The 13052-nt window shown below is 63.2% G+C and carries 15 protein-coding genes; 8 read left to right on the top strand and 7 right to left on the bottom strand.

Annotated features, from left to right (window positions below):
• Positions 1-118: 118 nt before the first annotated feature.
• Together miv_RS32040 and miv_RS32035 are read left to right on the top strand one after the other, a co-directional pair.
• Complete coding sequence (locus tag miv_RS32040) at positions 119-553, top strand: DUF1284 domain-containing protein (RefSeq protein ID WP_207184065.1); 435 nt, start codon at positions 119-121, stop codon at positions 551-553.
• Between the two features lie 66 nt (positions 554-619).
• Complete coding sequence (locus tag miv_RS32035) at positions 620-1102, top strand: hypothetical protein (protein WP_244749148.1); 483 nt, start codon at positions 620-622, stop codon at positions 1100-1102.
• 182 nt (positions 1103-1284) lie between these two features.
• On the opposite strand, the gene miv_RS32030 is transcribed toward miv_RS32035, so the two are convergent.
• The 4 genes from miv_RS32030 to miv_RS32015 form a co-directional block, all read right to left on the bottom strand.
• Positions 1285-1803: a hypothetical protein gene (locus miv_RS32030; protein ID WP_207184064.1), complete on the bottom strand. Its 519-nt coding sequence runs from the start codon at positions 1801-1803 to the stop codon at positions 1285-1287.
• Between the two features lie 122 nt (positions 1804-1925).
• Complete coding sequence (locus miv_RS32025; protein WP_207184063.1) at positions 1926-2225, bottom strand: hypothetical protein; 300 nt, start codon at positions 2223-2225, stop codon at positions 1926-1928.
• A gap of 24 nt (positions 2226-2249) precedes the next feature.
• Positions 2250-2861: an acyl-homoserine-lactone synthase gene (locus tag miv_RS32020; RefSeq protein ID WP_207184062.1), complete on the bottom strand. Its 612-nt coding sequence runs from the start codon at positions 2859-2861 to the stop codon at positions 2250-2252.
• Between the two features lie 121 nt (positions 2862-2982).
• Positions 2983-3717 (bottom strand): autoinducer binding domain-containing protein, encoded by a 735-nt coding sequence (locus miv_RS32015; protein ID WP_207184061.1) that lies wholly within the window; start codon positions 3715-3717, stop codon positions 2983-2985.
• A gap of 48 nt (positions 3718-3765) precedes the next feature.
• Here miv_RS32015 and miv_RS32010 point away from each other — a divergent pair, with 48 nt between their 5' ends.
• From miv_RS32010 to miv_RS31995, 4 genes are all read left to right on the top strand, one after another.
• Positions 3766-4215, top strand: a complete 450-nt coding sequence (locus miv_RS32010) for a helix-turn-helix domain-containing protein (RefSeq protein ID WP_207184060.1) — start codon at positions 3766-3768, stop codon at positions 4213-4215.
• 177 nt (positions 4216-4392) lie between these two features.
• Positions 4393-5733 carry a sensor histidine kinase gene (locus miv_RS32005; RefSeq protein ID WP_207184059.1) on the top strand — a complete coding sequence of 447 codons (1341 nt, stop codon included), beginning with the start codon at positions 4393-4395 and terminating at the stop codon, positions 5731-5733.
• Between the two features lie 77 nt (positions 5734-5810).
• On the top strand, positions 5811-6353 hold the full coding sequence (locus tag miv_RS32000; RefSeq protein ID WP_244749147.1) for a DUF2726 domain-containing protein: 543 nt from the start codon (positions 5811-5813) through the stop codon (positions 6351-6353).
• 319 nt (positions 6354-6672) lie between these two features.
• Positions 6673-7146: a hypothetical protein gene (locus tag miv_RS31995; RefSeq protein ID WP_244749146.1), complete on the top strand. Its 474-nt coding sequence runs from the start codon at positions 6673-6675 to the stop codon at positions 7144-7146.
• Between the two features lie 108 nt (positions 7147-7254).
• On the opposite strand, the gene miv_RS31990 is transcribed toward miv_RS31995, so the two are convergent.
• The 3 genes from miv_RS31990 to repA form a co-directional block, all read right to left on the bottom strand.
• Positions 7255-7707, bottom strand: a complete 453-nt coding sequence (locus miv_RS31990) for a thermonuclease family protein (RefSeq protein ID WP_207184058.1) — start codon at positions 7705-7707, stop codon at positions 7255-7257.
• A gap of 199 nt (positions 7708-7906) precedes the next feature.
• Positions 7907-9223 (bottom strand): plasmid partitioning protein RepB, encoded by a 1317-nt coding sequence (gene repB, locus miv_RS31985; RefSeq protein WP_207184057.1) that lies wholly within the window; start codon positions 9221-9223, stop codon positions 7907-7909.
• Between the two features lie 328 nt (positions 9224-9551).
• Positions 9552-10772 (bottom strand): plasmid partitioning protein RepA, encoded by a 1221-nt coding sequence (repA, locus tag miv_RS31980; protein WP_207184056.1) that lies wholly within the window; start codon positions 10770-10772, stop codon positions 9552-9554.
• 421 nt (positions 10773-11193) lie between these two features.
• Between repA and miv_RS31975 the strand changes: the two genes are divergently transcribed.
• Positions 11194-11763: a LexA family protein gene (locus miv_RS31975; protein WP_207184055.1), complete on the top strand. Its 570-nt coding sequence runs from the start codon at positions 11194-11196 to the stop codon at positions 11761-11763.
• A gap of 15 nt (positions 11764-11778) precedes the next feature.
• On the top strand, positions 11779-13038 hold the full coding sequence (locus tag miv_RS31970; protein WP_207184054.1) for a Y-family DNA polymerase: 1260 nt from the start codon (positions 11779-11781) through the stop codon (positions 13036-13038).
• Positions 13039-13052 lie beyond the last annotated feature (14 nt).

Here is a 13052-nt window from a genome sequence, read left to right as displayed (position 1 = left end):
GGCGCGCAGGCGGGATCTCCCGCTCCCGGTCAGCTACACCACTCTAAGGGACACGACCGGCGGCCGCTCCACGGAGCGACCGAGCCGGTCGATCGGGGTGCGGGAGCGTGAGAGCCTGATGATCGCACTGCGAGGGCATCACCTCCTCTGTCTCCTGACCTATGTCGGCGAGGGCTACACGCGGGCGTTCGTCGCGAACTACGACGCGCTGGCCGCGCGGCTGGCGCTCGAGGACGTGCGGATCGTCGCGGGACCCGACGATATCTGCGCTCCCCTGCTGGCGGGTGGCGAGGCTCACTGCCGCCTCGAGCGGGTAGCGGCGCGCGACGACAGCGCCCTCCTGGCGGTCTCGGATTGCCTTGGGCGCGAGGTCCGCGTCGGCTCGGTGCTGCGGCTCGACGTTGGATCGGTAGCCCGGCTGCGTACCGCATTCCGTAACGGCATCATACGTGCAGCATGCCGTGATTGTGCATGGGACAGTCTCTGCACGTCGATCGCGGCGACGGGATTCCGAAGGGTCCGCTTCAATCCAGCACCAGGATCTGGCAGATAGCTAGCCGAGTCAGGTCGGGATGCGTTCTGAGATCAGAATATCCTTCGCCCATGCGCAGGAAGTGTAATGCCTAGTTTATCCGATCGCCAGCGCGTCGAGCTGATGATCCCGGCGTACCTTCTTTATGCGTTGAGCGCAGCGCCGGGCGTGTTCCATCCTGCCGGGGCTGATCTCGCGGCGAAGGCGGAGGCCGATATCGCCACGCTGCGAGAGAACCTGAGGGCGGCCTGCCTCGAGCCGGTGGAGGATCTCGTCGACAGGAAGCGTGATGCGGTCCTGCGGCGGGTCTCGCGGATCTCGAAGGGAATCGTGGCGGAATGGAAGGACCGGCCGGCGCTGAGCGTGATGCTGACGCTCTGGTATCTGCTGAAGGACCTGACCGACCGGGAGGTGCTGATCCTGTGGGAGGGATCGGCCATGGCGCGAGCCGCCGACAAGCTCCTGCCGATGTTCTCGCACGGCTTCGAGGACACCATGCGCGATGGAGCAGCTCAAGACGAGGCGAGCCGGCTGCTCGCGCGCCTGCGAGCAGAGGGCCTGTACGGCTGACCCCATTCCGGGCCCCCTCCCCTACTTCGGAACCATGAGGGTCCCGGGGCCAAGCTCCCGGGCCACGTCAGCCTGAACCTCAGTCGGAGGGCCGCATTTGGGTAGCGGGTACGAGGAACCGCTACATTTAAAATCAATATAGATTTTTTATAGCCGGCAGTTCAGATAATAATTGATATTATCTATGAAATTTCAATAATAGCATCCAATTTTTTCTCATCTCTTTTTATCCTCTGATAAACGCCATATGCGATGAGCCTAGCGAGAAGCAAAAACCCAGTGCCTAATACTATTGGTAAATAAATAAAGATCAATGTCAAAGTAAAATAATATGGTACAACTTCATTGTAATATACAGATGTATGGTACAACATATAAAGAGACAGAACTGCTCCAATTATTCCAGCAGTCGCCACCATTTGAATATGCCATACGGTGGTATCTCTATTCGCCTTAGCGATTTTCAATTCCTCTGATTTTTCAATAGTCATATCGAAAATTTTTGCAAGCATGGCGCTTTTGAAGGGAGAGTTGGAATTTTCGACCTTTTCGCGACATCTTACGATTGTGTGCGAGCAAAATCTTTCGAGATATTGAATTTTATCGTTGAAGTACGGTACAGCCAGCTCTTTCAATGCGAAAACACCAACGTTCAATGCTACCGCCAACTGCACAATAGCCTGCACTTCACCGTATTTCATAACAAATCCGATCCGCAAAAATAGGTATCAATCGCTAAATATCTGCAACATAATATAATTATATGAAATTATTTCGTGAATAGAAAGAAGGGTTATGAAATACCTCACATAACGATGCAAATCTACTCCTGATCGAGCGGCCGATCGCCCGCTCCGGGCTCCACGGGCGGCTTGAGGAGAACGACGCGGCCCGGACCGGTCCTACGCCGTTCGGTGGCCTCGCGCATGATGGTGCGCGAGTGTTCCGTGAGGGTGTGTCCCAGATCGGACAATGCGTCGGCGGCTTCCTCCGGGAGGTTGGTGGATTGGCAGGCCAGCTCCACCAGGGGCTCGAGGTTGTCGACGAGGATGGTGAGCGCGCGCACGATGGCTGGCAGGATCACCGCGACCTCGTCGATCGTCGGCGGCGTGCGGGTGGGCATGGTCGCGGTCCTGGTTGATTGGGGCTACGAGGCGTACCGGAGGGGCTCGCTCCACGGGGCGGGCATGGCGTCGGGCAGGACGTCGTAGGGGGTGCCCCTGAGGCCGAAGACGCGGCGGGTGGCGTCGCCGGTGCCGGAATTCCATTCCATGTAGATCGGGACGACGAGCTGCCCGTCGTACCGGGTCGGAAGCGCGAGGGGCTCGACGTCCCACCCCATCGCGGTGAGCTTGGTGATCATGGTCGGATGGACCTGGGCGATGTAGCCGACGAGGCCGAGGGACGGGGTCATCTCGGTGACGGCGAGGAACTGGCGGCCGGCATTCGGATCGGCGGCGAGGCTGTTGGGCCGGCGCCAGGGCGCTGCGGCGCAGCGGGTCCACTCCATGATGTAGGGACCTGACGGGGCCGGCCGGCCCTGAAGCAGCTCCGGGTAGACGTGGCTCTGGAGGTGGGGCTTCGTAGTGAGCAGGAGACGGGAGTACGAGATCACGGCTTCGCCGTCGCAAGCGGCGACGTGAATACAGTCGGGACCGTCGAATTGATCGATGTCCCGCCCGTCGGGTTTCCGGCAGGCTTCCCATTTCATCGTGTCGACGAACACGCGATGCCGAAAGCGATACATCGCGTCCAGCATGCCTGAGCTTTCGGAATAATTCTGGCGATCGACCACAACTAGCATTGCCGCATCCTCCACTACTGGCGGAATACGACATTCCTGATGTCATCGGACATCCTGCAAATTTACGGTCAGCGTGTTAGTCTATGAGGCCGCTGCGCATGGCCTTGGCGACGAGATGCGGGCGGTTGGCAGCCCCGAGCTTCCTAGCGGCGGTCTTGAGGTAATCGTCGACGGTGCGTGACGAGAGGGAAAGGATCTCGGAGGTTTCCCAGCTGGTCTTTCCGGCTGCGGTCCACTTGATGCACTCGATTTCACGAGGCGAGCAGAGCGGGGTGATCAGGTGGCGTTCCCGGCGTTTCTGAGTGTCGGCCGTGAGGGATCGGACGGTGAGGTCGGCGTAGAGGCCCAGGAGGTGGAGGCCTGCGGCGGCGTGCTCGGGGAGGTCGATATGGGTTCCTCCGAACGAGACCATCCGGGTGCTCTGGAAGTCCTGGACGGGGATGCAGAAGCCGTCCCGCAGACCGATCTCAGCGGCTTCGCCCATGATGATGCGGGCCAGGCGTTCGTCGCGTCGGACCGGGGCCTTCGACCATAGGAAGGGTTCCGCGGTGCGTCGGGTGTGGGCCACGACAGGATCGTGGTGGATGTACCCGCTGCGCGCGTAGCGTGCCGACCACTGGGCGGGCCATTGCGCGAGTATCAGCCGGTCGTGGAGAGCATCCATGGACTTTGCCGGAGCTTCAGCAATAACGAACGTATCGTAGCTGAATATATCAGCTCCCCGCATCATGATCGCATGGACTTCGTTAGGGCATGTACATTTCTTGATATCCGCGACAAGGTCAAAGCTAATTTGTGCAAAGTTGGACATGATGATACATCGTCCTTGATAGATACAATCCCTTGATACGATGCCAAGATGAGCTATGCTACCACCATGTCGAACAATAACGAGCCACCTAACGATACTCGCTGTGTCGACGAAGGTCATGATTCCGTCAGGGACGACTTATATATTCGCAAATCCATTGGAAGACGAATTAAGAGCGCCCGAAAAGCAAAAAAGCTAACACGACAATTTGTTGGAGATTGGATCGGCGTCTCGGATCAACAAATATGGAAATACGAAACAGGAATTGACAATATTAGTGCAGGCACTATTTATCACCTGAGCCAATTATTGCAAAAACCCGTTGAGTATTTTTATTATAATCATTTAGATGGAACTCAATCGGACAGGCCTTGGGACATTCCCGCTGACTTGAACGACGACATGATCCTCGAAGCTTTCAGGAATATTCGATCCCTCGAGGTGAGGGCATGGATCTGCCGGTTGATCTTCGCCCTGGCTGCGCAGGCGGAAAGATAGCGCGGCTCGGCAGGATGTTTCGTTCAGGTTCGGTTTAGGGGCGAGGGGTAGTGGCGCGCGTCGAGCTGGATCGCGGCCGCGGCGGCGGCCGGCCGGCCGTGGAAAGGACGCCGTCGAGATGCCTCTCGATCCTCGCAGGTCGTTACGGGCCAAGAGTGCCGGATCAGGCATCCTGGCATGGTGATCGGAGAGCCGTCGTCCTTGCAGCGTCGCCTGATCGTGGGGGCGGCGGTCGGCTCGATGCTGGCCCTGGCTGGGGCGAGCATGGCGATCGGCGTGGTGCTGCACTGGTTCGTGCGTGGTCAACTCGACGGGCGGCTCGACGACCGGATCATGGCCCTGGTGTCCGAGGTGCACGAGGCGCCTGGCGGCGGGTTGGCGCTTCGGCATGATCGGGAGGTGCCGCCTTTAGACCGGCTCGGCTCGGGTTGGTACTGGCAGGTGCGCCGCGGCGGCGCGGTCCTGCGATCGGCGTCGCTTGGAGACGCACGGCTCGCCATCCCGGCCGGGCCGGCGGAAGCGGAGGGCCCTGCCCCGGCCGACGGGATTGGACCTCATGGGGATGGGCTGATCCTGCGGGTCCTGAGGGCACCTGGGCGACCGGGCGAGCCAGAGACGGTGGTTATCGCGTCGGCTCCTAAAACGGCGCTGTACGGGCCCATATTCGAGGTTCTGTGCCATGTCGGGCTCGCCATAGCTCTCATAGGTCTCGGCTTGGTCGGCGGGGTCCTCGTGCAGGTCCGCGTCGGACTGCGACCGCTGCGCCGGCTGCTCGAGCAGCTCGGCGATGTTCGGGCGGGCGTGTGTGAGCGTGTCCCGGCCGAGCAGCCGCTCGAGGTCCGGCCGCTGGTCGGTGAGATCAACGCCCTGCTGGAACAGAACGCGGCCAACCTGGCGCATGCGCGGGGGCATGTCGCGAACCTGGCGCACGGCCTGAAGACGCCGCTCGCGACGCTGGCGCTGGCGTTCGATGAACGAGGGGAAAGCCGCGATGCGCGGCTGGCCGGGTTGGTGGAGGGCATGGACCGTCGGGTCCGGCATCATCTGCGGCGTGCGAGGGCAGCGGCGGTGAGTGGGCCCGGGCGCGACAGGGTGGAGCTCGCCGGCGTCGTCGACGACGTGGTGATGGTCCTGAGGCGCCTCTCGGCCGACAAGGGGATCTCATTAATCACGGACGTACCGGCCGGGCTGTCCGTGGCGTGTGAGCGGCAGGATGCCGAGGAAATGCTGGGGAACCTGGTCGAGAACGCCTGCCGGTGGTGCGCCGGGCGGGTGCGGGTGTCGGCGCGGCGTGAGGATTCCTCCATTGTCGTGAGGGTCGAGGACGACGGGGCGGGCCTCACCCGCGAGGAGGCAGCGGCGGTGCTTCAGCGAGGGCGGCGGCTGGACGAGAGCCAACCTGGGCATGGGTTCGGCCTGCCGATCACTCTGGAGGTGGCGGAGCTGTATGGCGGCTCACTGGACCTCGACCGGTCGAGCCTCGGTGGCCTCTCGGTTCGACTGGCCCTGCCGTCCTGATCGGGACAGCCCGATTTTCAGGAAAGACATGTCCGCCAAGCTGGCTATAAGCGCCCTGATCCTCGACTGGATGGTACATGCTTCCCTACGTCATGCCATATTCATATCAGGTTCTGTTTCATTCACTCCCGATCATTGCGGGGGTTCTGGTTGGATTAATTTGTATCTCCGCCATTCTCGCAGCGTTATTGGGCGGCTCGCGCAATGCTCTGAAGATCGAACGAAAGCCGTTCCTGACGCGGGCAGAAGTCGAGATGCTGGATCTCCTACGCCGAGCATTGCCGGGTCATCATATCTCTTGCCAAGTTTGTATGGGAGCATTGTTGCAGCCTAAAAAGGGGCTCGGCCATAAGGAGTTTTGGCGGACCCGCAATCGGTTCGGACAGAAGATCGTGGACTTCGTGGCGATTGATCCGAACACGGGCGTCGTCGAGGCGGTGATCGAGCTCGACGATGCGAGCCACGATGCGGTGAAGGACCGGAAGCGCGATGCGATGCTGGCGCTGGGGCAATATCGGGTGATCAGGATCCCGTCGAAGCCGCGGCCTACCGAGGCGATCGTACGGGACGCGACGATCGCGCTGCGACAATTGGAACGGCGTGCAGTAGCATCGCGTTGATTGTGCACAACTAATCTGGCGATGGAACGCGAAACATCTCGGACGATAAGAGCTGGTTAGCGGGTTCGGTGAGCCGCCGCAGGCGGCGAGTAGAGCCCGGCTCCGAAGGGACGCCCTTACTCCTCGGCGACGCGGTGCCGGTGTTGGCATGGCCAACTCTTTCAGAACGGGGTGATTGGGCACGAATCATAATCGCTTTGCGAGCGCCGCGGCTCCGGCCTAGTTCTGCTCGTCCGGCCCTTCCCCAATTCCTGCGTGCGAGCTTGGCTGATCGGTCCCGCTCAGGCCATGAAGATGGTCGGCTAGATTGGGGGAATCGTTGCAGGACATCGCGGATCAGAAGCGCCAGATCGCCGGCATGTTGCGAGCTGGGACGTTCGCCGAACGCGAGCGCCTGACCGCTTTCGTGGTCGACGGAGCGACGGTGGTCGCGGCCAACCCGTTTCCCACGACGACGGCTGGGGCGGCGCGTCAGCGCTGGGGGTTACGCGAGATCGAGTTCGAGGCGATGGGCGTAGCCTCGGCCGGCCTGCCGTGCCTGATGGCGGCGCTCTCTGGTTTGGCAGTCAACGAGGTGCTTCGACAGGAGATCCTGCGGACCTCGACCCACGTCCTGTACGTGCTGCTGCGTGGCGAAGGGGGTTCGATCGTCGGCGCGGTTCTGCACGGCAAGCCCGGGGTTGCACTTCCGCCATTCGTGAGACGTGAGCCTGTGGTCAGGCCGGCCCCGGCCAAGAGTGCGGCGCGCAAGCGGATCGCATCTGGTCAGCTCGAGCTTTTCGCGATCGGGTGACCAGGGGAATGGACCGGGGTCTTCTCCTTAATGGAGGCCCGGTCCGCGGGTGACACCAACCGAGCGGCCTATGGGCGGTAGGCCGGTGTGACTGCAGGACCGACGACTTCAATCCAGGACTGTTCCGCCGCTGACGGCTGGTGTCGGCCCCCTGCCCTGTCCCGGGCACCAATGCTCGGCGCGCTGCTGGTAGGCCTCGAAGCCCGGCTTGTAGGGTATCGCCAGTCCCTCCCGGATCAGGATGTCGGCGACGTTGCCGTCGGGCGCTACGAGCGACGCGAGGGTACGGCGATAGCGGTCGGTCCGGCCGGACCGCTCGATCCTGACGGGGCCCTTGAGGAGTTGGCGAAGGCGTCCGGAGGCGAGCAGGCCATTGGCGAGTTCGGTGTTGCAACGGGGCTTGGAGATCTCAGGGGCGTCCGGCTCGACGAGGCGGATGCGTTCTCCAGCCAGCTCGACGGTGTCGCCGTCGATGACGCGGATCAGGTCGCCGTCGACCGTCTCGGCGTGCGCTGGGAGAGAGGCCAGGGCGAGCAGGGCTGCGAGGACAAGGAGTTTCATGAGGACCGGCCTATTGCGGCCCCCTACCTTTCCGGCGGGCCGCGCGAGGTTGATCGTTACCCGAAGGGCCGAAACCGCGCAGCGGGTTCGGGGAGCCGCTGCAGGCGGCGAGTAGAGCCCGGTCCCGAAGGGACGCGCCCGGTGCCCTACCGACGAGACGCCGGAGTTGGCCGCGGCCAACTTTCAGAGAGCGAGGCGATCACCGCTGGCCTGGCCCCTTCTCATTCTCGGTGTTCCGGGCCCCGGACGCCTGTTGGTCGAGGAAGGCCGCATAAAGCTCGTCGAGGCGGGCGGCGACGAATTCGCCGAAAGAGGGTTCGCGATCGATGGCCAGGGTGACGGTTGCACCCTTGCGGGAGATCTCTGCCGTCGCCTGGCCCCCTTGTCCCTCCCACAGCTTCGATGAGGCCGGAGAGGGCTTCTGGGGAGTGACGAGCGCGGCGATCCTGGCGAAGCGTGCATCGCTGTCGAGCGCCGTGAAGGCGTCATCCATCACGGCTTTCTCGACCACCCTTGCGACGGACGGGGTCTTGATGTGCTCGGCGAGAGCAAGCCACCGGCGGCGACCGATTTTCGGCGCGGGACCGATCCTGGTTACGATCTCTTCCGGCACGGCTCGCGCGACAGCGATCAGCTTCGACAGCTCACCCTTGTCGATGGAAAGCGCGTTGGTGATGATCGTTCGCTCGAAGCCGTGGTCTTCAAGGCGGCAAGCAAACAGCGCTCGTTCGATGTAGCTGAGATCCTGGCGGGCGGAGTTCTCCAGGCCCTGGGCGACGACGAGGTCAGCATCGTTCAGCTCGCGCACGACGGCGCGGACCTGCCTCCCGAGTTCGGTGAGGGCCCGCAGACGCCGGTGCCCGTAGGCGACCTGATACCGGCCCATGCGGGTGGGATGCGGACGGACGAGGATCGGGACTTCCTGCCCGTGTTCCTCGATCTGGCGCTTGAACTCGCCGAAGGTGCCAGCGCCATGATCGAGCCGGTCCTTCACGAAGGAGGGTTCGATCAAGGCCGGGTCGAGGTCGACGATGGTCTGCCCCCTTGCCAGCGCCGCTTGGAGTGCGCGGTGATCGTCGTCCATCCGAGAGAGCGAGAGGCTCATCGCGCGGACGGGGCCTGCCGGCACCCTTCCATCTGGCGACGGGTCGGGTGACCGGGAGTTGACCGCGGTCAACTTCACTGTGGCAGGGGTATGGGAGGTCGGCTGATGACCTGGGTGCGCGGCCAGAGTCGCCTCAGTGTTGGGAGGCGAGTTGGCCGCGGCCAACTTTTCAGGCGCAGGCGCCTGCTCGGCGCCCTCAGAGCCGACATCGACAGCCTGAACCGCGGCACTGGCCGGACCGGAGTTGGCCGCGGCCAACTTTTTAGGGTCGGGAGAGGGGCTGGCGGGTTCGGCAGCAGCAGCGGGGGTGGGCTGTTCCGTGCCGGTGCCCGCCGGCGGGTTGACCGATGTCAACTTTCCGAGGTTGGGGCTTGGGGCGTACAGGTCCCGGATTGCGTCGCGGCGTTTCATGCTGCCCGCCTCCAAGCGGTAAGGACGGACTCAGCCAGGATGGATCCGTGCCGTGAGGTACTGCCGGAGCGAAAGTTGGCCGCGGCCAACTTTTCGCCGGCGGGGATGTAGCCGGCAGGGTCGCCAGTTCCGGATCCGGCCTTGTCCATGGCGGCGTTCGAACAAGAGTTGGCCGCGGCCAACTTTTCAGGGGAGGGGGCGCGGTCGACCGCGGCGGCATATATGGGCCAGCTCCGACCGGTCACGACGTCCCGGCGTGAGTTGGCCGCGGCCAACTTTTCGCTGCCTGAGATCGTGGGGGAGAGGTCCCGGGTTTCAGCGTAGTAGCTCATGCGGCCCGTCCCCAGGCTTTGTGAACGAGCCCGAGGATCTCACGATGGACGGCGTCGAGGCTTTCGTAAGCCCGATCGTAGGTCGCGCGGCCGACGCTGTTCCGGTCGAGTTCGTACAGGCTCTGTTTCGTCAGGCCTGCATCGGCGATCGCCGTGGACTTCCAGACGGAGGCGGCCAGAACGTCATCCCCGAACAGGCTGCGCAGGAGAGCAACGATCTGGCTCTGCGGCCCATCGTGCGGCTCGTGGCGCGTCACGACATAGCGGATGAAATCGTGGGAGAGATCGCCGCCAGCCTCACGGACGACCCGCATCAGATCGGAGGCCATCAGCAGGAACTGGGACATGGACGCGACGTCCACCATCTGTGGGTGGATCGTAATCAGCAGAGAAGTCGCGGCACACACCGCCCCGAGGGTCAGATACCCGAGCTGCGGCGGACAATCGATGACGACCAGATCGTAGTCCTCTTGCACCGAAGCGAGGGCATGGCCGACGCGCTCGAAGAACATTCCACCGTCGGCACGCTGGGGACTGGACAACATACTGGGGGTCTCGTGCTCGAACTCCATGAGTTCGAGGTTGCCCGGAACGAGATCGAGGCCGTGGAAATAGGTTTTGCGGATGATGTCACGCAGAGGTTTGCGTTTATCGTCGTATCGAATAGCGCCGTAGAGCGTATCACCCCAGCGAAGGTCGAATTCGGGCTGGATCCCGAACATGGCACTGAGCGATGCCTGCGGGTCGAGATCGACTGCTAGAACACGATATCCCTGGAGGGCCAGCCATTGAGCAAGGTATAGGGTGGTGGTTGTCTTCGCTGAACCACCCTTGAAGTTGACACATGCGAGGGTTTGAAGCCGCTCTCCCTTACCACGCCATGGCAGGAAGTTCTTTGTATCTTTAGGCCGTGCCTCAGCCAGGTACTTCCGTAGCTCGCCAATCTGCGCAAGCGAATAGAGTCGTCTTCCATTCGCCTGGATTTCAGGAGATGGGCCGAGCTGCTCCAGGGATAGTGCTCGCAGATGGCTGTCAGATACGGAGACAAGCCGTGAGACTTCGCCAATAGAAAATTTGCGAAGTTCCTTTTGCGCTTCAGGCGGAAAAAACCGCTCACGCATCGACTGTAGCTGCGTGGAGAGGAGACGAGCATGCGTCGATATGCGATCGTCTGAAGGAGCGACGGCTTCTACCTGAGATGCGGCGAGCGACGACATGTTATGTCCTTGAAAACGGATTTGACCGAGAAAACGGCTTCAATCCGTTTTATATAGCCATAAACAGTTCGTCACTGCAAGGATTCATTCGTTAATGGATCCTTACCTTGCGGATGGTCAGCGCGGATAGAACTGGCAGGTCGCCAGGTCCTCGAAGGCATCGAATGTGAGGCAAAAGCCGGAGTTGGCCGCGGCCAACTTTCAATCGGGCGTGATGGCTGATGCGGGGATTGCCGGCATCGGATCCCTGCGCGGTCGCTGGCAGCGGACGCGAGCGGCGTTCAGGGTCCGACGTACGGGTTATCCACTGAATTCACACCCCTCGACGCATTTTTTCGCTTGACCCGACACGACTCTCGACCCTGGGCGCAACCCGTGCGCTTGATATCCGTTACGGATTTCAAGACGGAGGGTCGGCCTGATGCGGCAGAGCAAGCGGACGTCCTGGGGTGGGCCTCGGGAAGGGGCGGGGAGACCTCCGGCGGAGCCGACCAAGGTGGTGCGCCTGCCGGTCGACATCGCGGATGCTGCCCGGCGGGCTGCGGCGGCCCGTGGCGGCTCTGCGAGCGGGATCGGCGCCTTCCTGAAGGGTGAGGTGCGGACGTCGGCGAGCGCGCCGCTGGTGTCGGCCTCGGTGGCGTGCGGGTTCCCGTCGCCGGCCGAGGACAGCCTGGAGCGTCCGCTCGATCTCAACGAGCTGCACGGGATCGGTGCGCCGAGCGTCTTTCTGGTGCGCGTCGCCGGCGAGAGCATGACCGGCCGGGGGCTGTTTCCGGGGGACATCGCGGTCGTCGACAAGGCGCGCCAGCCGCGGTCGGGCTGCATCGTGGTCGCGTGCCTCAACGGCGACTTCACGATGAAGACCTATCTCAAGCGCGGCGACGAGGTGATCCTGAAGGCCGAGAACCCAGCGTTTCCCGACATCACGGTGCCGGAGGAGGCGGATTTCCAGGTGTGGGGGGTCGTCACCGGCTCGTCGCGTGTGTTCTGAGGCGGCGATCCGCGCATGCCCGGCCTCGTCGCCCTGGTCGACTGCAACAATTTCTATGCGAGCTGCGAGCGGCTGTTTCAGCCCGAGCTGAACGGCAAGCCGGTGGTGGTGCTGTCGAACAACGACGGCTGCGTGATCGCCCGGTCGAACGAGGCCAAGGCGCTCGGGATCCAGATGGGCGATGCCTACCACCTGCGAAAGCGCGACTTCGCGGGGTGGGGTGTGAAGGTCTACAGCTCGAACTACACCCTCTACGGGGACATCTCGGCCCGCGTGATGCGGGTCCTGTCCGAGTTCACGCCCGATCTGGAGGTGTACTCGATCGACGAGGCGTTCCTGGGGCTGTCAGGGTTCAGCGATCCGGAGGGGCACGGCCGACGCCTGCGAGAGACGGTCGGCCGGCAGACCGGGATCCCGGTCTGCGTCGGGATCGCGCCGACGAAGACGCTCGCCAAGGTGGCCAACAGGACGGCGAAGAAGGACCCGGGCCGCGGCGGGGTGTGCCTGCTCGACAGTGAGGCGGCGCAGACGGTGGCGCTGGGCAAGCTCGCCCTCAACGACATCTGGGGCATCGGGCGCCGCCTGGCGCCGAGGCTCGTGGCGTTGGGGATCACGACGCCGCTCGAGCTCCGGGCGGCCGACCCGGCGATGATCCGCCAGCGGTTCAACGTGGTGGTGCAGCGGACGGTTCTGGAGTTGAAGGGGATTCCCTGCCTCGACCTCGAGCGGGACAGCCCGGACTCGAAGACGATCTGCTCGGCGCGCAGCTTCGGCCGGGCGGTGGAACGGTTCGAGGAGCTGGCGGAGGCGCTGACCACCTACGTGTCGCGCTCGGCCGAGAAGCTGCGCCGGCAGGGGCTGGCGGCCGCGGCGATCGCCGTGCTGGTGTCGACCAATCGGCACAAGCCGGAGGAGCCGCAGTTCCATGCGACGCGCCATGTCCGGCTGACGATCGCGACGGCCGATACGGCGCGGCTGATCCGGGCGGCGTTGTGGGGCTTGCGGCAGATCTACCGGCCGGGGTTCCGGTACAAGAAGACGGGGATCCTGCTCCTCGACCTCGTTCCGACCGGTGCCGTGCAGGGCTCGCTATTCCTGCGGCCGGATGATCGCCGGCGGGTGGAGCTGATGCTGGCGATCGACGCGATCAACCGCCGCTACGGGCGAGACCGGGTTCGCTTCGCCGGGACGGGCCTCGACCGGGGCTGGAAGTTGAAGGCGGAGTTCCACTCGCCCCGGTACACGACCCGATGGGATGAGATGCTGCGCGTCTGAGCGCGGCCGGGGCG

This window comes from Methylobacterium indicum, assembly GCF_017347565.1.
GTDB classification, from domain to species: Bacteria; Pseudomonadota; Alphaproteobacteria; order Rhizobiales; family Beijerinckiaceae; genus Methylobacterium; species Methylobacterium indicum.
Note: the sequence above shows the minus strand (reverse complement) of the source record. Positions and strands in the feature narration are given on the sequence as shown.